This is a genomic window from Paradesulfitobacterium aromaticivorans (assembly GCF_054657415.1).
On sequence record NZ_BAAHYT010000004.1, the window covers coordinates 55,576 to 79,003 of the forward strand.

The 23,428-nt window shown below is 48.6% G+C and carries 24 protein-coding genes and 1 tRNA gene; 3 read left to right on the forward strand and 22 right to left on the reverse strand.

Annotated elements, in window-relative coordinates; genetic code table 11:
• Window positions 1-43: 43 nt before the first annotated feature.
• From ACYQ2N_RS00880 to ACYQ2N_RS00985, 22 genes are all read right to left on the reverse strand, one after another.
• A complete protein-coding gene (locus ACYQ2N_RS00880) occupies window positions 44-1,156 on the reverse strand; it encodes a BMP family lipoprotein (protein WP_459996904.1) in 1,113 nt (370 codons plus the stop codon).
• 150 nt (window positions 1,157-1,306) lie between these two features.
• Window positions 1,307-2,254, reverse strand: coding sequence for an ABC transporter permease (locus ACYQ2N_RS00885; protein ID WP_459996906.1), 948 nt, complete (start codon window positions 2,252-2,254; stop codon window positions 1,307-1,309).
• Window positions 2,255-2,256: 2 nt separating this feature from the next.
• The gene (locus ACYQ2N_RS00890) at window positions 2,257-3,324 is read right to left on the reverse strand and encodes an ABC transporter permease (RefSeq protein WP_459996908.1); all 1,068 of its coding nucleotides are present in this window, start codon (window positions 3,322-3,324) and stop codon (window positions 2,257-2,259) included.
• Entirely contained in the window at window positions 3,321-4,844 is a 1,524-nt protein-coding gene (locus ACYQ2N_RS00895; protein WP_459996910.1) for an ABC transporter ATP-binding protein, read from the reverse strand. Before ACYQ2N_RS00895 ends, ACYQ2N_RS00890 begins: the two co-directional genes overlap by 4 nt.
• 393 nt (window positions 4,845-5,237) lie before the next feature.
• Entirely contained in the window at window positions 5,238-5,453 is a 216-nt protein-coding gene (locus tag ACYQ2N_RS00900; protein WP_459996912.1) for a type II toxin-antitoxin system HicA family toxin, read from the reverse strand.
• Window positions 5,424-5,510 (reverse strand) — tRNA-Leu (locus ACYQ2N_RS00905). The genes ACYQ2N_RS00900 and ACYQ2N_RS00905 overlap by 30 nt, the downstream gene beginning before the upstream one ends.
• Window positions 5,511-5,595: 85 nt before the next feature.
• Entirely contained in the window at window positions 5,596-6,156 is a 561-nt protein-coding gene (locus ACYQ2N_RS00910; RefSeq protein ID WP_459996915.1) for a hypothetical protein, read from the reverse strand.
• Between the two features lie 147 nt (window positions 6,157-6,303).
• Window positions 6,304-7,266, reverse strand: coding sequence for an acetyl-CoA carboxylase carboxyltransferase subunit alpha (locus tag ACYQ2N_RS00915; RefSeq protein ID WP_459996917.1), 963 nt, complete (start codon window positions 7,264-7,266; stop codon window positions 6,304-6,306).
• The gene (gene accD / locus ACYQ2N_RS00920; protein ID WP_459996919.1) at window positions 7,250-8,158 is read right to left on the reverse strand and encodes an acetyl-CoA carboxylase, carboxyltransferase subunit beta; all 909 of its coding nucleotides are present in this window, start codon (window positions 8,156-8,158) and stop codon (window positions 7,250-7,252) included. The genes ACYQ2N_RS00915 and accD overlap by 17 nt, the downstream gene beginning before the upstream one ends.
• Before the next feature lies 1 nt (window position 8,159).
• Window positions 8,160-8,360, reverse strand: a complete 201-nt coding sequence (locus ACYQ2N_RS00925) for a glutamate decarboxylase (RefSeq protein WP_459996921.1) — start codon at window positions 8,358-8,360, stop codon at window positions 8,160-8,162.
• Window positions 8,361-8,398: 38 nt separating this feature from the next.
• Window positions 8,399-8,629, reverse strand: a complete 231-nt coding sequence (gene mtrB / locus ACYQ2N_RS00930) for a trp RNA-binding attenuation protein MtrB (protein WP_459996923.1) — start codon at window positions 8,627-8,629, stop codon at window positions 8,399-8,401.
• A 105-nt stretch (window positions 8,630-8,734) separates the two neighbouring features.
• Window positions 8,735-9,226, reverse strand: coding sequence for a pantetheine-phosphate adenylyltransferase (coaD, locus tag ACYQ2N_RS00935; RefSeq protein ID WP_459996925.1), 492 nt, complete (start codon window positions 9,224-9,226; stop codon window positions 8,735-8,737).
• A 111-nt stretch (window positions 9,227-9,337) separates the two neighbouring features.
• Window positions 9,338-12,841 carry a DNA polymerase III subunit alpha gene (locus ACYQ2N_RS00940; protein ID WP_459996927.1) on the reverse strand — a complete coding sequence of 1,168 codons (3,504 nt, stop codon included), beginning with the start codon at window positions 12,839-12,841 and terminating at the stop codon, window positions 9,338-9,340.
• A gap of 135 nt (window positions 12,842-12,976) precedes the next feature.
• On the reverse strand, window positions 12,977-14,290 hold the full coding sequence (locus ACYQ2N_RS00945; protein ID WP_459996930.1) for a DRTGG domain-containing protein: 1,314 nt from the start codon (window positions 14,288-14,290) through the stop codon (window positions 12,977-12,979).
• Between the two features lie 107 nt (window positions 14,291-14,397).
• Window positions 14,398-14,580 (reverse strand): alpha/beta-type small acid-soluble spore protein, encoded by a 183-nt coding sequence (locus tag ACYQ2N_RS00950; RefSeq protein WP_459996932.1) that lies wholly within the window; start codon window positions 14,578-14,580, stop codon window positions 14,398-14,400.
• Entirely contained in the window at window positions 14,573-14,719 is a 147-nt protein-coding gene (locus ACYQ2N_RS00955) for a cleavage protein (protein ID WP_459996934.1), read from the reverse strand. The genes ACYQ2N_RS00950 and ACYQ2N_RS00955 overlap by 8 nt, the downstream gene beginning before the upstream one ends.
• 118 nt (window positions 14,720-14,837) lie before the next feature.
• On the reverse strand, window positions 14,838-15,530 hold the full coding sequence (locus ACYQ2N_RS00960; RefSeq protein WP_459996936.1) for a metal-dependent hydrolase: 693 nt from the start codon (window positions 15,528-15,530) through the stop codon (window positions 14,838-14,840).
• 25 nt (window positions 15,531-15,555) lie between these two features.
• Window positions 15,556-16,506: a glycosyl hydrolase family 18 protein gene (locus ACYQ2N_RS00965; RefSeq protein ID WP_459996938.1), complete on the reverse strand. Its 951-nt coding sequence runs from the start codon at window positions 16,504-16,506 to the stop codon at window positions 15,556-15,558.
• A gap of 190 nt (window positions 16,507-16,696) precedes the next feature.
• The gene (locus tag ACYQ2N_RS00970; protein ID WP_459996940.1) at window positions 16,697-17,725 is read right to left on the reverse strand and encodes a glycosyltransferase family 4 protein; all 1,029 of its coding nucleotides are present in this window, start codon (window positions 17,723-17,725) and stop codon (window positions 16,697-16,699) included.
• Between the two features lie 7 nt (window positions 17,726-17,732).
• The gene (locus ACYQ2N_RS00975) at window positions 17,733-18,572 is read right to left on the reverse strand and encodes an MTAP family purine nucleoside phosphorylase (protein ID WP_459996942.1); all 840 of its coding nucleotides are present in this window, start codon (window positions 18,570-18,572) and stop codon (window positions 17,733-17,735) included.
• A gap of 68 nt (window positions 18,573-18,640) precedes the next feature.
• Window positions 18,641-19,102 (reverse strand): tRNA (cytidine(34)-2'-O)-methyltransferase, encoded by a 462-nt coding sequence (locus ACYQ2N_RS00980; protein WP_459996944.1) that lies wholly within the window; start codon window positions 19,100-19,102, stop codon window positions 18,641-18,643.
• Window positions 19,095-19,304 (reverse strand): FmdB family zinc ribbon protein, encoded by a 210-nt coding sequence (locus tag ACYQ2N_RS00985; RefSeq protein ID WP_459996946.1) that lies wholly within the window; start codon window positions 19,302-19,304, stop codon window positions 19,095-19,097. Before ACYQ2N_RS00985 ends, ACYQ2N_RS00980 begins: the two co-directional genes overlap by 8 nt.
• Before the next feature lie 270 nt (window positions 19,305-19,574).
• Here ACYQ2N_RS00985 and ACYQ2N_RS00990 point away from each other — a divergent pair, with 270 nt between their 5' ends.
• The 3 genes from ACYQ2N_RS00990 (at window position 19,575) to ACYQ2N_RS01000 (ending at window position 23,383) form a co-directional block, all read left to right on the forward strand.
• Window positions 19,575-21,494: an aconitate hydratase gene (locus ACYQ2N_RS00990; protein ID WP_459996948.1), complete on the forward strand. Its 1,920-nt coding sequence runs from the start codon at window positions 19,575-19,577 to the stop codon at window positions 21,492-21,494.
• A 228-nt stretch (window positions 21,495-21,722) separates the two neighbouring features.
• On the forward strand, window positions 21,723-22,220 hold the full coding sequence (locus tag ACYQ2N_RS00995; protein ID WP_459996950.1) for an Lrp/AsnC family transcriptional regulator: 498 nt from the start codon (window positions 21,723-21,725) through the stop codon (window positions 22,218-22,220).
• Window positions 22,217-23,383 carry an aminotransferase class I/II-fold pyridoxal phosphate-dependent enzyme gene (locus ACYQ2N_RS01000; RefSeq protein ID WP_459996952.1) on the forward strand — a complete coding sequence of 389 codons (1,167 nt, stop codon included), beginning with the start codon at window positions 22,217-22,219 and terminating at the stop codon, window positions 23,381-23,383. The genes ACYQ2N_RS00995 and ACYQ2N_RS01000 overlap by 4 nt, the downstream gene beginning before the upstream one ends.
• Window positions 23,384-23,428: the final 45 nt, after the last annotated feature.

Sequence of the window (23,428 nt, forward strand, 5' to 3'; positions counted from 1 at the left end):
CGTCTCCTTTTGTGCAAATGATATCGGATCGCATTTGATTCGCTTACTTAATCAAATTTCCCTTTTCGCCTGAAACTTTGATCTCACCCGCTTGAATCTTCTTGAATACATCAGCGACTTTGGTGGTGACATCGGTGCTTAAATTGGGGTTCTTGTCAGGAATACCGATGCCGTTGTTTTTGGAGTCAAAGGTCATGGCTTTCCCGCCTTGGAACTTGCCGTCTTTTTCTGCTTTCACCATATCATAAGCAGCAGTATCAATTTTCTTCATGGCGGAAGTCAAAATGATCGATTTCGTTCCATCATAAATACCTTCGCTGTACTGATCGACATCAACACCAATGACCCACGCTTGTTTGCCGGCTTTCGCCCGGGCTTTCGCCTCATTGATGGCTCCTAGACCAACGCTGCCGGCGGCGGCGAATATTGCTTTGACACCACCGTCATACATATGGGCAGCTAATTGTTGTCCGGCCGCGATCTCCGTAAAGGTTCCCTGGTACACAACATTTTCGGGTTTAATATTGATTTTAGTACTGAAATTGTCATTGGCGTATTTAATCCCTTGTTGGAAGCCCCAGTTGTACCGTTGTACCGGTGGGATTTCCATGCCTCCAATAAACCCGACATCCCCTTCTTTAAGTTGAAGGGCGGTCGCCACACCGGCTAGGAACCCGGATTCATGTTCAGCAAAGAAAATCGCAACCGTGTTCGGTTTAATACTTTCCTTCCCATCTTTGTCTGCAGGACTTGCATCAATGATTACAAACTTGCTGTCTTGATATTTGTCTTGCGCTTGAAAAATGGCCGTGGAGAATTTGAACCCAGGAGTCACAATAAATTTATAACCTGCATCATGCAGATTTCCAATTTCTTTAAGATAATCTGCTTCCGTTGTTCCCGTTGGCTTTAAGTATTTGGTCTCCAGGCTTAAATCTTTTCCAGCCTTCTGAACTCCTTCCCACGTGCCCTGATTGAACGATTTATCGTCAATTGTTCCGGAGTCAGTAACCATTCCGACCTTAAATGCAGCGGCAGCAGCCCCTCCACTACCCGCGCTGCTTGGACTTCCAGCGTTCGGCGTGCCTCCGCAACCCGCTAGCAGCGTCACTGTCATCAGTGTTGTAAGTAGAATAGCCGTAACTTTCTTAAACATCAACAGACCCCCTTAATTGTTATTTTAGAAAAATTAATGTGACAACAGAGAGAATGTCCCTTGGACGATAAGGTTTGATACGCAGTTAAACTTTACCAGCAAATCTATGTTATCATTTGAACACGCACAAGTCAATTAGAAGAAATCACGTTAGCGTTTTCCATGCTCAAACGGTTCACCGGCAGCCCTTGGTGCTTGGGAGGACTTTGAAAAAATAATCAAGGCTATTAGTGTGACAACATAGGGAAACACCTTCAGAATGACACTGGGTATGGATGCAAGGGCAGGCATAACCTGAGACACATTGGCTATGGTGCTGGCAAAGCCAAAGAAAAAGGTTGCTCCCAAGATCCCCAAGGGCTTCCATTGTCCAAAAATCAGGGATGCCAAAGCAAGAAACCCGAGTCCCGATACACTTCCCGTAAACTCCCCGGAATAGGTTATCAGGATGATGACCCCTCCTAATCCGGCAAAGGCTCCTGATATCATCACGGCAATGTAGCGCACCCAGAAAACATTAACGCCTGCCGAATCAGCGGCATGCGGATGTTCCCCGCATGCTCGAAGCCTGAGCCCAAAAGCCGTTTGATAAAGCCCATACCAACTTAGAGCCAATATAATGAGCACTAGCCAGGTTGAGGGATAGGTCTGGGTAAAGAAAAGCTTGCCCACAATCGGTACAGAGGACAAAACAGGTATATCCATGCGCGGCAGACCGCTAGCAATGCGGATATTCCCGCTCCCCGTGATGTTCCTGGCTAAAAATACGGTCAGCGCACCGGCAAGCATATTGATCGCCGTGCCACTAATTACCTGATTGGCACTTAAATTAATGCTGGCAAAGGCATGTAAAAGAGAGAATACTGCCCCCGTAAGCATTGCAACCATGATCCCGATCCAGACCGCGCCATTCGGAAATGCGGGCTGTAACTTAGCTATGGCGAGTGCTCCGCCAAAAGAGCCCACGACCATCAGACCTTCGAGTCCGATGTTTACCACCCCACTACGTTCTGAAAAAAGTCCTCCCAGTGCGGTAATCAGTAACGGAATCGTAAAGGCAATCGCATACGGAAAGATTTGTACCAAGATCGTCCACATTGTTATTGCCCTCTCTTTCTGAATCTTAACAGGTTGACGAGCCTCTCAATTAAAACACTGGTTGCCGCAAAGTAAATGATGGTTGCGATAATGGTATCCGCAATTTCAGGGGGGATTTGGATCATGGCATTCATAAATCCCTTCCCGGAATAGAGAAGTCCGAAAAACAAGGCTGCCAACATGGAACCCAGAGGAGAATTCGCTCCCAGCAAGGCCACCGCAATCCCATCGAATCCCTGTGTTGGCAGAACCCCTATTTGGATGTTGCTGGCATTTCCAATGTACAGAGTTGCCCCTCCCAACCCGGCCAGGGCCCCGGCAATCATCATGGAAAGAATGATATTCCGGTTCACATTGATTCCGGCATACTCTGCGGCAAACCGATTATAGCCAACAGCCTTCAATTCATAGCCCATCACTGTCCTATTCAAAATAAAAGCAATAATGATAACCGCCGCCATCGCCAAAAACAATCCCAAATTAATAAACGAACCGTTAAAAAGCTGAGACAGCCAATTCACTTTCAGAGATGCCGCATCCGGAATTGTCCGGGACTCCGTTTCCAGGAATTGGCCTTTGAAATAAGCGGGCACAGCATAATAGACAACCCAATAACTAATCCAATTCATCATAATCGTGGAAACCACTTCGTGGACATTAAACCGAGCTTTTAAAATCCCCGGAATCAGCGCCCAAATCGCTCCACCCAATACTGAGGCCATAATCGCAAGCGGCAGGAGGATTACGGACGGTAACGAAAGGGTCAAACCAACAGCCGTCGCGCAAAACCCACCCATCAACATCTGCCCTGAAGCACCAATATTGAAAAGACCCGTCTTGAAGGCAAAAGCCACTGATAAACCGGATAAGATCAGAGGAGTGGAAGTGGCCAATGTATCCCCCAGGCGTTCTATGCTCATCAATCCACCTTTGAACAGATAGGCATACCCGGCAAACGGATCACTGCCCGTCACTGCGATTAAAATCGCACCTGCCAATAGTCCTGAAACAATCGCCAAAACAGCAACGACTGCACTTTTTAAGGAGCCTTTCCTGAATTGAAGCTTCAATTATTTTCACCCTTTCTGACTCCGGCCATCATCAGTCCTACCTCATTTTCATTGGTCTCAGCAGCGTTAACCATCCCAATTAATTCTCCATTGCTGACAATGGCAATCCGGTCGGAAACATTGAGAATTTCGTCCAGCTCCAAAGAAACCAGCAAAACGGCTCTACCGCTATCCCGTTGTTCCACTAATCGTTTATGCATATATTCGATTGAACCCACATCAAGGCCTCGTGTCGGTTGAACTGCGATTAAAAGATCCGGATTCAATTCAATCTCACGGCCGACAATCGCTTTCTGCTGATTCCCTCCTGACAGCGAGCGGGCAAACGATTCCGCCCCTTCCCCGGCTCGTACATCAAAATGATCCATGATCTTATCCGTATAATCCCGAATGACCTCCCGATCCAGCAATCCCTTTTTCGAAAACGGGACACGATCATAAACTTCTAATACCATATTTTCTTCGATGGTATAATCCAAAACCAACCCTCTCATTTGACGATCCTCCGGAATATGGGCTATCCCTGCCTCAATGCGCTTGCGAATCGACAAATAGGTAATATCCTGTTTTTTTAACAGTACCTTTCCGGACTCAATCCGTCGCAGCCCCGTGATGGCCTCTACCAGCTCCGTTTGACCATTCCCGTCTACCCCGGCAACGCCCACGATCTCGCCAGCGCGCACATTGAGTGAGAAATCCTTTAATCCTAAAACCTTGCGATTATTCAGGACTGAGAGGTTCTCCACCTGAAGAATAATATCACCGGGGTTGCTTTCTGACTTGTCCACTTTGAAGGATACCTGACGACCGACCATCATTTCGGCCATTTGAGCCTCACTGGTTGCCGCAACCTCAACCGTGCCTACAAGCTTTCCTCTCCGTATCACGGTACAACGATCGGCTACCGCTTTAATTTCCTTTAATTTATGCGTGATGAGGATGATCGACTTACCTTCTGCTACCAGGTTTTTCATAATCTTCATCAACTCAAGGATCTCTTGGGGAGTTAGTACCGCAGTGGGTTCATCAAAAATCAAGACCTCGGCGTCACGATACAGCATTTTAATAATTTCAACACGCTGTTGCATTCCCACCGAAACATTTTCAATTTTTTCATACGGATCCACATTCAGTCCGTATCGTTCAGACAATGACTGAATGCGCTCGGCTGAAGATTTCAGATCAATCCTCAAACCTTTTTTAGGCTCTATTCCCAGAATAATATTCTCCGTGATCGTAAAATTATGGACCAGCTTAAAATGCTGATGAACCATGCCGATGCCAAGGTCATTGGCAATATTTGGATTAGCAATGTGAACCTCATGTCCTTTGATGCGAATCGATCCGCTCTCCGCCTGATACAGCCCAAAAAGGATCCCCATGAGCGTGGATTTTCCGGCACCGTTTTCACCCAGCAAGGCATGAATTTCCCCTTGTTTTAATTCTAAGGTGATATCGTCGTTGGCGACTACGCCTGGAAACTCTTTACGAATGTTAAGCATCTCCACGACATACTCCATCAGCTTTCCCCCTCACTTTTCCTAACCGTTCAAGGAAATCCGCACTTTCCTGACCTAAAACTGATTTATTCTTACCCTGTATATTCTCCAATCGTGGCTATTTTCCTTCGTGGCAAAAGAAGATGTGTTTATGAGGGTATGTGTTCATTATTTTTCTACAGGAATGCTTGGCTTGCGCCCCGTTAATTCCAGTGGAATGAACGCACTTGTTTAGTTGCACTTATCCCCCCAGCGCAAGCTGAGGTTAACAGAATTGAAGAAGGAATGATTAATGCCCCCGGCACCGCCGAGGGCATTAATCGTACATTTTTTGTTATCGTTTTTCCATCCCAAGGTATTTAAGTTAAATCCCCCCTAACATTATATTTGTTTTATTACTAGGCAGGCACAGGTTTATTTCAACCCTGCCTGCCTCCAAATGCTATTAAGTGTGCCTGGCGGAATATCGCCGCCGTGGTTCGGTAATGTTACTTTACCCTGTTTTGTCGGGTGTGTAAGTTGGATATGTGAAAATAAAAAGGCGGGCACGTTTTGGGCACGTTCCCGTCGGTCTTTATGGGCATAAAACCCTTCAATTCCTGGTGCCGAAGGCCGGGGTCGAACCGGCACGGCCGTTAAGCCATCGGTTTTTGAGACCGACGCGTCTGCCAATTCCGCCACTTCGGCAAAAACTCGTGACTAATATATAATAACATCGCAAAAAGATTAAGTCAAGCTAGATTTTATATGAGATTTTAGTTGAAAGCATTATTCATTTAGAATTAAGTTTATCTTTAATAAGCTTAATTTCGACTTCGTGTATTCCCATCATCCCCTGCATATGCCTCGACTTATTATGGAGGTCTTCTACTTCTCCTTCAAGTTCATCAACAGCCGCACTATGATTCCTAATAACTAATTCAAGCACATTAATCTTATCATTTAGACCAGTTTCTAAGTCATCAAACTTTTTATCTACTTGCTGGCGAAAACTAATTATTCCTTCTTGAATAAACATTACATTTTTGTCAGTGCGCTCAAGTAGTAGACTATTCCTACTAATCTTAGACTCTAAGCCATCGACCTTCTCTTCGAGCCCGTCAAATCTTTTCTCTAGGCCATCGACCTTCTCTTCGAGCCCGTCAAATCTTTTCTCTAGGCCATCGACCTTCTCTTCGAGCCCGTCAAATCTTTTCTCTAGGCCATCGACCTTCTCTTCGAGCCCGTCAAAGCGCTTTTCTAGGCCGCCAACTTTGGCGTTGATGTCGGCCAGTTCGCCAAAAACCCTGTTAAACTGTTCTAAGATCAGTCCCTGAAATTCATCGTAAGCCACCGGATCCCCACCTTCCATAGCTTTATCCGATGGCTAACCGCCACTAAGACTCCCACTTCTTAAGTGGGAGATAAGTGGCGCTAAGCCCCTGGATAAGTTCAACTAAACTTCAGGTGGGATTAAAATCCCATCTGAAGTAAGTTTCCTTTATGGCTGTCCGCTTTCAAACACTCCGATCGTTCTGATCTTGTCATAGCGCCGGTTCTTGAGTTCTTCCGGCGTTTGAACCTTCAAGGCGTCCAAATGCTTAGCAATCCTGACTGCCAACGCTTCCGCTGTCTGTTCAATATTTCTATGCGCTCCCCCTAAAGGTTCGGGCACGATTTCATCCACTATTCCTAGATCAAACAGATCCTGTGAGGTAAACCTCAAGGCTGTGGCAGCCTCGCGTGCCTTGCCTGGATCTTTCCAAAGAATAGAAGCGCAACTCTCCGGGGCTATGACAGTGTAGAAAGCGTTCTCCAGCATTAAGATTACGTTGCCAACGCCAAAGGCAAGGGCTCCGCCGCTTCCCCCTTCCCCGATCACCGTGCTGATAACCGGGATATGATACCCCGCCAAAGCCATCAAACAGCGGGCAATTGCCTCAGCCTGGCCTCTTTCTTCCGCTGCCAAGTCACAGGCGGCCCCCGGAGTGTCAATGAAAGCAAGAATCGGGCGGGCGAATTTTTCTGCCTGGTCCATCAGGCGGAGGGCCTTCCTGTATCCTTCAGGATGGGGCATGCCAAAGTTGCGCTGAATATTCTCTTTGGTATCTTTTCCTTTAACGTGGGCCACCACGGTCACAGGAATTCCCCTAAAGACAGCAATTCCGCCCACTACCGAACGATCATCGGCAAAACAGCGGTCTCCGTGCAGTTCCAGGAAATCCTCAAACAAAAGAGGAACATAGTCATAAAAATTAGGACGCTCCGAATGCCTGGCTATCATCACCTTTTGCCAAGGCTCAAGCTCAGTATAAATTGTTTTTTTTAGATGTTCCAGTTTCCGTTCCAAAGTCGAAATCTCGTCTGAAAGATCAATCTCTTTTTCACGAGAGAATTTTTGCAGTTCGGCAATTTTATTTTCAAGTTCGATCAACGGCTTTTCAAATTCAAACAGTTGCGCCATACTTTGCCCCTTCCCGATGATAGCGCAGCAAACGTGCCAGAGTCGGACGCATCTGGCCCCGCTCAACAATGAGATCAATTAAACCGTGCTTTTCATTAAACTCCGCAGTCTGAGCGCCCGGAGGAAGTTCCTGACGCATGGTTTGCTTGATAATCCGGGGGCCGGTAAACCCGATCAGCGCTCCTGGCTCCGCAATGATTATGTCCCCAAGAGAAGCATAACTCGCCGTCACCCCGCCAAATGTCGGGTCAGTCAGCACAGAAATGTATAAGAGGCCTGCTTCAGCTAGTTTAGCGAGCGCAGCACTCGTCTTAGCCATTTGATAGAGCGAAAGAATCCCTTCCTGCATCCGCGCCCCACCGGAGGTGGAGAAGATGATAACAGGCAAGCGCAGTTCAAGCGCGCGCTCAACTGCACGGGTAATTTTTTCTCCGACCACTGAGCCCATGCTGCCCATCATAAAACCGCCTTCATTTAATACTAAAACAGCTTGGTTTCCTTCAATGGCAGCATGTCCGGTTAAGACTCCTTCGTTCATAGCGGTGTTTTCAGAGGCTTCGGCAAGTTTATCGCGGTAGCCCGGAAAGCCCAAAGGATCCGCCGACTGCAGTTCCCTATCCCACTCCTCGAAACTGTTGGTGTCAAGCAAATGTTCCAAACGCTCACGGGCCGAAATCCTAAAGTGGTGGTTACACTTCAGGCAAACACGATTATTTTCCTTCAGATCTTTGTTAAAGAGTACTTCCCCGCATTTAGGACACTTTACCCACAACCCGTCAGGCAATTCCCGTCGACTGACAGGCTGCTGCGGAAGCTCTTGCTTTGGGGAAGCTTGAGTAGTTACCGACGGAATCGTAACATACTTCGGTTTCCGAAACATATCCTTAAACATATTAGCTCCCCATTACAGTGGTAATTATCTCATGAGCTTCTTCCGCTTCAGACTCCGCTACCAAAATCTCAACAGAGGCATGATCCCCCAGATGGGAGGATCCAATGGTGCGTAGTTGCACCAGTAACCCTTCATCGGTAAGAACTTTTTTGTACTTTTCGGCAATAGCTTTATTCGGAGCAATATAAATGACAGTCCACATTAAATTGATCCCCCTTGCGCAAATGGTAAGCGCCACAATTAAGAGCCGGTAGTAATCTCCCCGTGTTTAGTGTAAAGTACCGCTTGGCCGCGGATTTTGATCGCAGAAGTATGTTCTGTGAATTGAGCTATCATTACTTCCCCTTTATCAAGCTTCTCTGAATGATGAAACCTGGTGTCTTTGCCGCGGGTAAGGCCGATAATGGTAACCCCATTTTCCAGAGCTTTTACGACTATATAATCATTCCCTAGGTCTTTAGATTCGGGCATAGTAAGCACCTCAAGTCCATTTTTTCGGTATCATAATATCATAGGGCAGGACAATGTGCAAGAAAGCCCCGGGGCGCAAGATGCGACAATTGGAGGGGCTTTTCCCTATTCCATCCGCGCTGTCGCATATTTCTCGATCAGGGCCTTTTCCACATGTGGCGGCACCAGGTCGGAGACGCTTCCGTGTAAGCTGGCGGCCCATTTAATAGCACTTGAACTAATAAAAGAAAACTCACTTTTGGCAACTAGAAAAACTGTTTCAATATCGGGAGCCAGCTTCTTATTCATCAAAGCTAACTGGAATTCGTACTCAAAGTCAGACATAACCCTGAGACCGCGGATTATGGCCTTGGCTGCGCAACGGCGGGCGAATTCTACGGTCAATCCTTCAAAAACGCGTACGCTCACGGTAGGCATCTCTTGGGTTGCCTCTGTCAGCAGCTGCATCCTTTCTCCGAGGGAAAAGAGAGGGGATTTATTACTGTCCGCTGCTACGGCTATGATTACTTCGTCAAACACATCGACTGCCCGCTGCAGGATGTCCAAATGTCCGTATGTGACCGGGTCAAAGGTTCCGGGATAAATTCCAACACGCACTTTCTTATCTCCCTTTCGAGACGATATTTTTTAATACGTTCTCCGTGAATTGACAGAATCCTCTTTTAACCAAAGATTTCCTGTTATCCCGGCTTTCTAAACGACATGCTGTTATCCCACCTTCCAAGCGACATTTTCCGGACCTAAAATTTTCCCCAACGCTTCCTGTAAAGAGATGCCTTCGTTCACCCAAAACTCCTCTTTGCTTTTGACTATCTTCTTATTAGTCGTGAAATAAAAATACACAGGGTTGGGGCCGGGAAAACGCTGAAGCATGGACAACACAGTCTGGATAAGCTCACTGTTCTCATCAGGAATCCTCAAAAACAGCTTAGGGAGCTCTTTAATTCCCTCTTGCTTCTGCACAGCTCGCTCTTGCCTCTGCTGCGCTATCATTTTCGGATCCTGCTTTACCGCCTTAAATTCATCTACATATTCATCAATGAGCACGATCTTTTCCGCAAAGACCTTCTTCTCCTCATCCCGCACCACAAAACGTCCGCTGACAAATACTGCCTTATCATTGCTTAACCCTTGAACCTGGGGATAGATGCGCGGAAAGACTAGGACGTCAAGTCCCCCGGTCAAGTCTTCGAGTGTAAAGCTAGCCATCATCTCCCCTTTTTTGGTCACAGTTTGCCGGAGGGCGGTAATTATCCCACCCAACACAAGCGGTCTGTCTTCCTCCCATTCCAGGCAGGTAGAGATGTCAAATTTAGTGATTTCTCGAATCTTAGGCATTTTCTCTGCCAGAGGATGACCGCTTAAGTAAATTCCTAAATATTCCTTTTCCATGGCGAGAAGCTCACTCTGAGTAAACTCTTCCACCTCTGGCAGCTCAATGAGCCCAGCATCATCTGCTGCGCCTATGTCAAAGAGAGATATCTGACCTGAATTACGTTCTTTTTGCCGCCTGTTTGCCAGATCTAACACTTCATCCAGAACCGTGAGACCCTGACGCCTCGAACAGAAAGAAGAAAGCGCACCAGCCCGAATTAAACTTTCCAAGACTCTTTTATTAAGAACCTTGGTATCCACCCTCAGGCACAAGTCGGAAAAAGACTTAAAAGAACCTGACTTGCGGGCTTCAAGGATTTTCTCGATGACATTTAGCCCGAGATTGCGGATGGCCCCTAAACCAAAGCGAATTTTTCCGTTTTCCAGACAGAAATTGGCTACACTGTACTGCACATCCGGAGCCAGAACCTCAATCCCGCTTTGCCGCGCTTCCTGCACATAAAACGAAACTTTATCAGAGGAGTCCATGACCGTACTCAAAAGGGCCGCCATAAACTCAACCGGATAATTGGCTTTGAGGTACGCAGTCTGATAGGAAATAACGGCATAAGCTGTCGCATGTCCCTTATTAAACCCATACTCCGCAAATTTAGCCATCAGGTCAAAGATCTCTGACGCTTCAGCTTGAGTAAGCCCCATGTTCAAGGCTCCGGGTATGATCACCTGGCCCTGGGCATCCTTCAGCCCGTAAATAAAATTCTGCCTTTCCTCTTCCATTATTTCCTTTTTCTTTTTGCCCATGGCCCGTCTGAGCAAATCGGCGCGCCCCAGAGAATACCCGGCCAAATCCCGGGCAATCTGCATCACCTGTTCCTGATACACAATGATGCCATAAGTCGTTTTCAGAATCGGCTCCAGTTTAGGATGAAGGTAGGTTATTTTCCCTCCATGCTTGCGCCGGATAAACTCCGGAATCTGTTCCATGGGTCCGGGACGATAAAGTGCTAACACCGCGATAATATCCTCGAAGCAGGAAGGTTTCAAGTCTTTGAGAATAGTCCGCATCCCGCCGCTTTCGAGCTGAAAGACCCCGCTGCTGTTGCCGGCGGAGAGCAAGGCATAAGTTGCCGCATCATCCAAAGGAAGGGTCTCCAAATTTACCTTTAAGCCCCTGGTCTCTTCGATCAAGCGCACACTCTCCCGCAGGATCGTAAGGTTTCTAAGTCCCAGGAAGTCCATTTTCAAAAGTCCGATTTCCTCGACCGTCTTCATCGGGAACTGGGTCATCAGAAAACCATCAGATGTCTTTTGCAGGGGCAGGTAGTTCGTCAGCGGCTCTTTGGCAATAACCACACCTGCAGCGTGGGTAGACGCGTGCCGGGGCATTCCTTCTACAGCCAGGGCCAGCTCATACAATCGTTTTATTTCTTCATCTTCTTCCACCATGCGCGCGAGCTCCGGAGACAGGGACAATGCCTTTTCCAAAGTCATCCCCAGGTCGTTGGGCACAGCCTTAGCCACTTTGTCCACGCGGCTGAGCGGGATGCCTAAAACCCGGCCCACATCCCGGATTGCACCCTTGGCACCCATCGTTCCGAACGTAATGATCTGGCAGACCTTGTCAGAGCCATACTTGTCCGTAACGTAATGGATGACGCGTTCGCGCCCTTCCGGGTCAAAATCAATATCGATATCAGGCATACTGATTCTTTCCGGATTAAGGAAGCGCTCGAACAAAAGGTCATGCCGGAGAGGTTCCACTGACGTTATTCCTAACAGATAAGCTACCATGCTCGCCGCCGCCGAGCCACGACCCGGCCCGACAGCTACCCCGTGTTCCCGCGCATACCGGCAAAAATCTGCGACGATAAGGAAATATCCCGAAAAACCGGTCTGGGCAATGACATTCAGCTCATATTTCAGGCGTTCTTGCTCCTTAGCCCCAGCCTGAGGGTATAATACGGGAAAAGCCTCCAAACACTGCTGTTCAAGGTATTCGTCCAAGCCAAGCCCTGCGGGAGCCTGAAACACCGGTAAATAATTCTCCCCGAATTGAAAATCAAGCATACAGCGCTCAGCAATACGCCCAGAATTTTCTAAAACCTCCGGATGCTCTCCGAACATCAGCTGCATTTCCTGTTCAGACTTCAAAAACATATCCTGGCTGGAGAAGCTCATGCGCGAAGCATCGGCCATGGTTTTCCCGGTCTGAATGCATAAAAGGACGTCCTGGACAAAAGCATCCTCCCTATTGACATAATGAACATCGTTCGTAGCCACAAGCGGGATTCCTGTTTCCTCATGCACACGCCAAAGCCCTGCATTAACTTTCCTCTGGTCAGCCAATCCGTGCTCCTGAAGTTCCAAATAGAAGGAGCCCTTGTCAAAAATATCCTCATACTCGCGCGCCGCCTTACAGGCATCTGCAAAACGGTCCTGCACCAAATTTTCTGCAACTTCCCCGGCCAGACAGCCGCTTAGCGCAATGAGCCCGGCCGCATGTTGGCGCAGTATCTCCTTGTCTACCCGCGGTTTGTAATAGAAGCCATCTATGTAAGCCGCAGACACAAGGCTTACTAGGTTACGGTATCCGGTCTCGTTTTCCGCGAGAAGCACCAGATGGTAATTCGCATCATCACGCCCCGGCGTTCGCTCTGTACGCTTAAAGGGAGCTACATAAACCTCGCACCCGATAATTGGCTTGATCCCGGCTTTCTTACATGCTTTATAAAAGTCAATCACACCGTACATTGAGCCATGGTCGGTAATCGCCAGGGCAGTCATACCCTGCGCTGCCGCTCTTTTAACCACCTTGTCAATACGGGCTGCCCCATCCAGGAGGCTGTACTCGGTATGGACATGCAAATGGACAAACATGATTGAAAGCACTCCTCTAAACAACAAACAAATACACGCAAGGCCTTGATCATGTCAAGGCCCGAAATTTAGCTCAGCTCTAATTTTAACATATTAGTTTGTATTCAGGTATTCAGAATTCAGAATTCAGAATACTCACCCTAGTTTTTTCTCGCCCATGCGCGCGGTCATCAGACCCTTGGCCACAATCTCATCACCAGAGGTCACTTCGATTTCAAGGTTACAGTGTTTTTTCGCTATTAAGAGAAGCTTGGCTGTCGCCTTGATCACTGTGCCAACGGAGATAGGCTGCATCTGGTAAACCGTGAAGTTCTCCGTGATCGCGTCAAGGCGGTATTGTTTGCGCAGGGCAATATAACCAGCCATATTCATAACCGTAACCAAAACCCCGATCCCGGCTGAACCAAACTCATTGACCATAAACCGGGAAATTTCCCCTTCAATGGTTAGATGCACAGGGTCTTCAACATAGCGAAACCCGCTCAGGATCAGATTATCTACCGTCTCCCCGAATTGAGGCTGTTTCTGCACCTGTTGGTAGGCTTCGATAACATCCTGCAAACTGATAATTCCGATCAGCTTGTCCCCGTCAACTACCGCCGCAATATCCCAGCCTTCCCAGACCATGATGCGGGAGATGTGAGTTACCGGGTCATCACGCCCCACCACAAACGGATTAGGGTTCATAACCTCGACGATGGATGTTTTGAGCTCCGCTCCGGCGACATCAACGGCAGTCACCACACCTACTACGTTCATTTCTTCATTAACTACCGGAAAACGACTGTGTCCTGTGCGCTGCGAAAGCTCGCGCCAATCTTCAACAGCCGCATCTGTGTGTAAGAAACTTACATCTTTAACCATGATATCCTCAACTAAAATAAGCTCTTTCTCGATCAGGCGGTCATAAAGAGCCCGGTTAATCATGGTCGTGACCACAAACGTGTCATAAGAGGACTGAATGATCGGCAACCCCTTGGCTTGGGCCAGCTTCACAACCTCTTTATCCGGGTCTAACCCTCCCGTGATCAAAAGAGGTGCTCCATATTGGAGTGCTAACAACTGAGCATCGCGCCTGTTCCCGACAATGCAAAGCGCACCTTTTTCCACATAACGCACCATGGCTTCAAGTTCCATGGCTGCAATGATAAACTTGCTTGGGGATTTGTCTAAAAACTCCCCCCCGCAGATTACTACTCCTTCTACTATTTGCGCAACTTCGCGTAAAGTTAGATCCTCAATTTGCCGCTCCTTGACCCCTTCAATGCGAATCGTTCCCACTTTAGGGATGGAACGCACCAGCCCTTTGGCTTCTGCTTCTTTAATCGCGCGGTAGGCAGTCCCCTCGCTCACATCCAGCTCTTTAGCAATAAAACGCACGGACACTTTGCTGCCAATATTCAGGTTTTCGATAAAAGTTAAAATTTGTTGATGCTTCGTCTTACTCAAAAAAGACGCTCCCCACTTACCTATGTATTATCTGCAGCCAGGTTTGACTTTCTGTATAATATTATAGCATAAATAACATGGCTTCGTACTATAACAGATTCAAAAACCTAGTGGGAACCGCGTTTAAGCCGCTGGGTCATGAGACCCCCAATCCGCCCGGCATCCTGGGCGTTCAGGGAATCCCAACCTTTACTTTTTACTTGCTCTAAAAGCCCCAACTCCGCTGCAATCTCCATTTTTAACGGATCGAGCGGATTCGTTTTCTTTAAGCGCGGTTTCGGCTTATTCATGCGACATCATCCCCTCCATATGATAATGAGCTCCTTCGTAATGGGGGCAAGTCTGCTGCCGTTCGCCCAGCCTGTGCTCCAGACGGCAGCGCCCGTCCACGGCGTACAAACAATTGGCTGTGCATAATTTACGAGTCATTTGGCATTCATCTCCTCATTAGAGAGTTTTGCCTTATTGAGTAAAAAATATCCCGCCCCCAGGGCGGGATTGAGAAGCTGTCACCAATATCGAAGTGTCGGGTGTTTTTCAAAACAGCTTATATTTCGAGATACTCACCCGGAACAAGGGCTACTCCCTTGCTTTCCGGGGCTTTGCGCTGAAGCATGGTCAAAAATTCCCCTACATCCTGCTCTATTACAGGAAAAGTATTATAGTGCATGGGTATGATATATTTGGCCCGCACCAGTTGGGCCGCATACACAGCATCATCAGGGCCCATCACGTAATTATCCCCGATTGGGAGCAGCGCCACTTCGAGCGGATGCCTGCGCCCTATCAGTTCCATATCGCTGAATAGGCCGGTATCTCCTGCATGGTAAAGCCAGCGCCCTTCAAGCTGGAGCAAAAATCCACAGGCCAAGCCGCCATAGATCATGCCTTTTTCAGTCTCAATACCGGAACCATGCCAAGCCGGTGTCAGCTTAACCGTTCCAAACGGAAAACGGTACTTCCCCCCGATGTGCATTGCATGGGTTTTTGCTCCCTGGCCTTGGCAATAAGCTGCAAGCTCGAATGTAGAAATGATCATGGCCCCGGTGTTTAAGGAAATTTTCAAGGCATCTCCCAAGTGATCCCCATGCCCATGGGTGATAAGTATAGCAGCTAAATCCGTAAAATCTTCAGGCTTCACATCAGCCTGAGGATTTCCGTTTAAAAAAGGATCTATTAATATATTCCCATCTTGTGTTTTAATCTCAAAACAAGCATGTCCGTGAAAAACAATGTGCATACTCTACCTCCTTATTAATGGTTGTTTAGACATAATTCTGCAGCAGTTCCCAAAACTCCGGATAGCTTAAATTCATTTCCCAGAGCGCGACCCCGCCAATCCCTTTGCGCTGCGCCAAATCAAGTTTTTCCTTTAGGCTGCGCAGATCTTCAAAATAGACTGTATGCCTTTGGCCCCTAGTCTCGTACTTAAAATAAGTACTGTGCTGCTCAGAATCCCACTGCAGCGGAGCCCCATAGCGGCGGGCCAGCTCACGCGCGCGTTTGTATCCTATTACCTCGGCCTTACCGGGCCGCTCCCAGTCATACCCGTATAAAGGCAAGCCAAGATAGAGCTTCTGTGCCGGAATATGGGCCAGTGCATAATTCAGAACTTGCTTAACCCAGGGCAAGGACGCCACTGAGCCGGGCTGACTGCCTGGCCAATGTTCCTCATAAGTCATAAGTATGACCATGTCAACACTTTGCCCCAGGGCACGGTAGTCGAAAACACCTTTCCAGATATCTGTCCTTTGTTCGGACGTTTTAGCCGGAACATCGATGCTCACTAAATAGTTTACTCCTTTGAAACGGGCCGTCCAAGTATTAATAAAGCGGCTGAATAGGGCGCGATCTCCCGGAGCACCTTTTTCCAGATCTAAATTAACCCCATCACACTTGTAATCAACCAAGAGATTATAAATGTTGCGCCAGACCTTGTCGGCAAACATCGGCTCTCTTACTAAACGGCTGATTAACGAAGTTGAAAACTCTCCCCTAGGCGTAAGATTGCTAACTACTAAAAAAACTTTGATCCCGAGGGCATGGGCTTCGGCAATCAGCCTGCGGCTCGGTGCCCCCGTCAACTCCCCATTAGCCTCAATTGCTATCTGAAACAGCGCTATATCATCCAGCAGGCTGCCATATTGCTGAAGATAGCGGTAGCCCCTTGCCTTTTCCGTAAGCCCGTTATAAAAGCCAAATACCCGCAAAGCCATAGTGTCACCCCCTTCGCCCCATATTATGCACGGGGGTACTTGAGAGTGAACGTATTAGGTGTTAAGTAGTCAGAATTCAGAATTCAGTAGTCAGTAGGACTTCTTGCATTCCTTTAGAGTTTTTCAAAACCCTAAATTATTACTCAAATATTATTTTGACTTCTAACTCCTGACTCCTGCGTACTTACACTTATTTTCCGTGCCTGCGGCTAAGTACTCCAAACAAGGCAGTGCGCCGCATAAGTATCGTTACGAGGAAAATAAAATTTGCCATCAGTAAAGTTATAGACCATATCCAGGATCCGATCGCCCCCAACACTGCAACTAAGCCAAAAGAAGCGCTCATGGCGTAGAGCAGGAGCACTGCCTGCCTTTGGGACAAGCCGGCATCTAAGAGGCGGTGGTGCAAGTGCCCGCGGTCAGCGACAGCAATCGACCGGCCATTAAGCTTGCGTCTAATAATGGCAAAAGCCAGATCGGTAAGCGGCATCCCTAAAACCAAAAGCGGAAAAACCAACCCGAGAATGGTAGCAGTTTTGAGCAAACCCATAATCGAAATGCCACCGATCACATATCCCAGAAACATGCTCCCGGAGTCCCCCATAAACACGCGCGCCGGGTAAAAATTATAAAATAAGAAGCCAAGCGTCGCTCCGGCTAAAGCCAAAGTTAAATTCCCAGCCCCTCCCATCCCAATGCGATCCGCAGACCAAAAAAGCAGCAAGGCCGCCCCGAAACAAATCCCGGCAGCCAAGCCGTCCAAACCATCAGAAATATTGACAGTATTAACTAGGCCCACAATCCAAAAAACTGTGAGTAACAGCCCGAACCCCCCAAAACTGATATTCCCAAGCACCGGCAGGGAGACCTGATCCATTTTAAATCCATAAAAAATAAGGATGGAGGCGGCAGCTATTTGCCACAGGAGCTTGGTCCACGGCCCAATCCCCCGAATGTCATCCCACACTCCGACCACCAGAATGACCGTGCTTCCGTAGAACAAGCCCCAGGTAGACTGATCCCATCTCTGCGTAAGCAGTGCAGCCAGCCAAAAAGCCGCATAAATAGCCAGCCCCCCCAAACGTGGAATCGGCCTTTTATGCACTCTTCTACCACCCGGGTAGTCAATGGCTTTCCAGCGTTTGGCCAGGATCATTGAAATAGGGGTAGCTGCAGTTGCAATGACCAATGCAATAATAAAAGTTAAGACATAATTCATGGCAAATTTAAGCCTCCGTCTGCTCACTCAGCCGGTCACGCAGCATGGTAGGCGTGCGCAGATCGCGGCAGGAGCAGGAAAAATCATCCGGAACTTTGGCTAGAGCACTGAGTAAAATTGTCCCAGCCATCTCAGCCTGGTTATAGAAAATATCTGCTAATTCAGTATGTTCCCAGTCCTTAATTATACCTTCCGCATAATTTACCACCAACTGTACACTTGCATAATGGGCACCGATTTCCCGGGCCAGGTACACTTCCGGGCACAGGGACTGCCCGATCACGTCCCCGCCCAGCTGTTTGAACATCTGAACTTCTGCCGGACTTTCAAAATGCCGCCCGTCTGTGCACACATACACGCCGCGGGTAAAAAGATAGCGCGGCGGCTTGTTTTCCTGCACACTTTCAGCCAAAACCCGCCTTAATTCCGGGCACACCGGCTCCCTCATCGTAAGCAGGTAAGGAAGTCCCATGGAAACATCTTTGCGCAAGGAAAAATCGAGATAGTCATGAGGAATTATTATGTCACGCGGTTCGAGCAAATGGTTGACAGAGCCGACGCCCCCCTCGGATAGAACGACCTTTACCCCAGCCTCATAAAAAACCCAAAACACTTGCTGCGAAGCCTGCGCGCGCGTCACTCCCTGCCGCCAGCCATGCATGCGGCAAGTGAGAACTCCTTTACCGGCATATGAGAAATGCACGAACTCCGGCGATTTCCCAAAAGGAGTTTCAAAGGTGAGGCCTTCCTCCAGGATTTCCACTCCCGGAACCTTAAGATCGCGCGGGAAAGACAAAGCGTTGGTGCTTGATCCGGCAACCATGCCTACTTCAACTTGCGGAATCAAAAAAGTACCTCCCTTAGTTTGCAACTTGTACATTTGATAAGTATAACTAAAGACCCCAGACGTAGCTCTTATACCAACCCGGGATAGTTCCACTGGCGCAAAGCCTCATACACTACCACCGCGACAGCGTTGGACAAATTTAAGGACCTGGCTTCAGCACGCATCGGTAGGCGGATCGTTGTTTCAGGGTACTTCGCTAAAATTTCCGGTGCTAATCCTTTGGTTTCCTTGCCAAAGAGAAAATATCCTCCTTGCTCAAACTGAATGTCAGAGTGAGTCCGCCCTCCTTTGGTCGTAGCCAGATAGCGGGGGCCGACCGGGTTTTTCTCCTCGAACTCAGCAAAATTTTCATAGATAATGATATCAAGCAAATGCCAGTAATCCAACCCCGCCCGTTTCAGATACTTATCATTAATTTCAAAACCCAAAGGTTTTACTAAATGCAACGTGGCACCGGTAGCTGCACATAAACGCGCTACATTTCCGGTATTAGGGGGGATTTCCGGTTCAACCATGACAATGTTAAGCATGGCAGCTCGCACAGCTCCCGTTGCAGTTAGAACTACAGTTCTTACCTCCGGCTACGCCGGGGCAGGCAAACCCGGAGATTAGTCTATTAAGCCCCGTGTGCCCGCAATTGGCACAACTTAAATTGGCCCCGGTTTCCCCCAGACGGCAGAGCTTGCTTACAGGCTGCCCACAGTCAGAACACTTAAATTCGTAAATAGGCATATTGATTCCCCATTTCAACACTATTATAACCCGAAAATCCCTAGAAGCCAAAAAATAAAGAAACGGGACGCCTTCTACGCCCCGTTTACTCATACATCTTCTTAACAGCCTTCTTGACACTGTCAAGGGGACAATGTCAGTTTTTGTAATCATAAATAATTTTGTATACTTGCTTTGTACCTCTGGATGTTGGCAGCGGTTTTTGATAGAGTTAAAAAGTGTTTTATCTATTCTAATTGTTTGTTTGTTTTTTAAGAAGGAGTGTATTAAATGGGGCAAAGTTTAACGCATAAAATCTTGGAAGCACACCTTGTCAACGGTCGCCTGGGTTCTGGGGAGGAGATAGGAATCCGCATTGATCAGACACTGACCCAGGACGCCACCGGAACCATGGCCTATTTACAATTCGAAGCCATGGGTATTCCGCGTGTTAAAACAGATCTTTCCGTTAGTTACGTTGATCATAACACGTTGCAGACCGGTTTCGAAAACGCAGACGACCACGTTTTTTTGCAAAGCGCTGCTGCCCGCTTTGGAGTTAACTTCTCCCGGCCGGGCAACGGGATCTGCCACCAAGTGCACTTAGAGCGATTCGGCAAACCCGGCAAAACTCTGCTAGGTTCTGACAGCCATACTCCTACGGGCGGAGGCATCGGGATGCTCGCGATTGGTGCCGGCGGCCTCGACGTGGCGGTGGCTATGGGCGGAGGGGCTTTCTATCTCCCGAACCCGAAAGTTGTACAGGTTAGGCTTGAAGGGGAGCTTCCGGATTGGGTTTCAGCTAAAGATATTATCTTAGAGCTTCTACGCCGCCTTAGTGTCAAGGGCGGAGTGGGGAAAATTATCGAATACGCCGGACCGGGCGTTTCCTCGCTCACGGTGCCGGAACGCGCTACCATTACCAACATGGGAGCAGAGCTTGGTGCGACCGCTTCAGTATTTCCCAGTGATGAGCAGACTCTGGCCTTCTTAAGAGCCCAGGGAAGAGCAGAAGACTGGGTTAAACTCTCAGCTGACGAAGATGCCGTTTACGATGAGGAAGTTATGATTGACCTGGCCACGCTCGTCCCTCTGGTTGCGCAGCCTCACAGCCCGGACCGGGTGATTGCGGTCAGTGAACTCGCAGATATTGCGGTTAATCAGGTGGCCATTGGAAGCTGCACTAACTCCTCTTACAGTGACTTAATGCGCGTGGCTGCGATCATAAAAGGTAAGCGGGTTCATCCGAGCGTAAGCTTGGTCATCGCTCCCGGTTCACGCCAGGTGCTCACGATGTTGGCCTCAAACGGAGCTTTGACAGACCTGCTTGATGCCGGAGCCCGTCTCTTGGAGTCAGCTTGTGGCCCCTGTATCGGGATGGGCCAGTCTCCCTCCTCCGGGGCTGTGTCTGTGCGTACGTTCAACCGCAATTTTGAAGGCCGCAGCGGTACGGCTGATGCCAAAGTCTACCTCGCGAGCCCGGAAATAGCCGCCGCCAGCGCGCTTACCGGACACTTAACAGATCCGCGTACCCTAGGGGCGGCACCTGTGATCGAACTGCCCGAGTATTTTCGCATTGACGACTCTATGATTTTGCCACCCGCTGCCAAGGACACGGACATTAGAAGAGGGCCAAACATCAAGCCCCTGCCCCTTGCTCCCGCACTTGCGGATACGCTCGAACTGCCGGTTCTCTTGAAGCTGGAAAACAATATTACCACTGATGATATTATGCCTGCCGGTTCCAAAATCCTTCCTCTCCGCTCTAACATCCCGGCCATCTCAGAATATGTCTTCCATAAAATCGACCCGGAATTTACGGCTAAGGCACGCGCCGCCGGACAGGGAATGGTGATAGCAGGACAAAACTACGGCCAAGGCTCCAGCCGTGAACACGCCGCCCTCGCTCCGATGTATTTGGGAGTGCGGGTGGTCCTGGCTCAAGGCTTTGCCCGCATTCACCGCGCTAACCTGATTAATTTCGGCATCCTGCCCTTAACTTTTGTCAATGAAGATGATCTTAGCCGTTTGGAGGAAGGAGTAAAAGTAAAGCTAACCGGCCTTCGGGCAGTGGTTTTGAACTCTGAGCCTTTCGCGCTCTTCATCGAAGGTCAAGCCGAGCCCATAATGGTTCAGCACAACCTCACTAAGCGCCAGGCCGAAATTTTACTGGCGGGTGGACTCTTAAACGCCACTAAGAACTCGCTTTAATGTCTAACAAAAGGATTAAACAAAAGTGGTGGGCTGACGCCCACCTGTTTTTCTTATAGATCAATCATTGAGCATTACTGTATTATGAATATATCTGTTAAATAACAGCATCCCATAATACAGATCTATTATAGTGCATCTGAAATTAAGGGAATCAAAATTTTCTATTGTTATACTACAGTTTTCCGTGTATGATATTGATGTATCTTTTAGGAAGGAGAAAAAGAGATGTTATCAGAACAAGACCGCAAACTGCTGTCGTTAATTTCCCAGGACTGCCGTCTAACCCCTGCTGAACTCTCCGTCCACACCGGACTCAGTGTAGAGTACATCAGCGAGCGCATCCGGAAGTGGGAAGAAGACAAAGTCATCGTCCAGTATCATCCTTTAATCGATTGGGAAAAAGCGGGGGATGAGAAAGTCTCAGCCCTTATTGAAGTGAAAGTATTGCCGCAAAGGGGCTACGGCTTTGATAAAATAGCGAAACGTTTGCAAAAATACCCCCAAATTAAAACCGTGTTCCTCATGTCCGGAGCGTATGATCTGGCTCTCCTCATCGAAGGGCAGACGATGCAGGAAGTAGCCATGTTCGTAGCTGAAAAACTGGCGACCCTTGAACATATTCAAAGCACGGCGACTCATTTTGTTCTCCGCCGTTATAAACAGGACGGGTTGGAACTGATGAATCAGGAAGAGACGGCACAACGTCTCGTGGTCTCCCCGTGAACAAGTACTTAAACACGACTGTGCGCGACATGCCCCCCTCCGGAATCCGCAAGTTCTTTGACCTGGTGTCCACGATGAAAGACGTGATCTCGCTTGGGGTAGGAGAGCCTGACTTTGTCACCCCCTGGACTGTCAGGGAAAGTGGAATCTTTTCTCTGGAACAAGGCCAGACCATGTACACAAGCAATGCGGGCCTTTTAGAGCTGCGCCAAGAGCTTTCCCGCTACTTAAACAAAAAAAACGGTGTCGAGTATAATTCTAACGGGGAAATCCTGGTCACAGTTGGAGCCAGTGAAGCGGTCGACTTAGTGATGCGCGCCCTCTTAAACCCCGGAGATGAAGTGCTGATCCCTGATCCCTCTTATGTCTCCTATGCTCCGTGCGCCGCACTCGCCGGGGGGGAAATCAGGTATGTCCCGACACGGGAACAAGAGGATTTCCGCTTGCGGGTGGAGGACCTGGAGAAACATTATACTCCTAAGTCCAAACTGTTGGTCCTGGCTTACCCCAACAATCCCACAGGGGCGATCATGACTAAAGAAGACCTGCTCCCGATTGCTGAATTCGTTAAGCAAAAAGACCTGATCGTCTTAGCTGATGAGATCTATTCTGATCTCACATACGCCGGGACTCACACCGCTTTTGCCAGCCTTCCGGGTATGCGCGAGCGCACCCTGCATGTCAGCGGCTTTTCCAAGGCTTATGCTATGACCGGTTGGAGGCTCGGGTATGTGGCCGGAAACCCTGACTTAATCCAGGGGATGACAAAAATCCATCAGTATACAATCTTATGCGCTTCGATTACCGCCCAGTATGCGGCGATCGAAGCCCTGACCGCTGCCGAAACTGCCAAAAAGGACATGGTGGCAACCTATGACCAGCGCCGCCGCTTCATCGTCCAGGGCTTCCGTGACCTGGGTTTGTCCTGCTTTGAACCCTTGGGGGCTTTCTACGCCTTCCCGAACATCTCAGCTACCGGGCTTTCCTCAGAGGAATTTTGCGAAAAACTTCTCGAAGAGGAAAAAGTGGCAGTTGTTCCCGGGTCTGTGTTTGGTCCCTCCGGGGAAGGACACATCCGCTGTTCATACGCCTATTCCACCGAGCAACTAACAGCGGCCTTAGAGCGAATAGGCCGGTTTGTTAAACGGAGAGTGTACAAATAGTTAGCGCTTAGCCTGTAATCCGGTCAAGGAACATAACACCTTTCT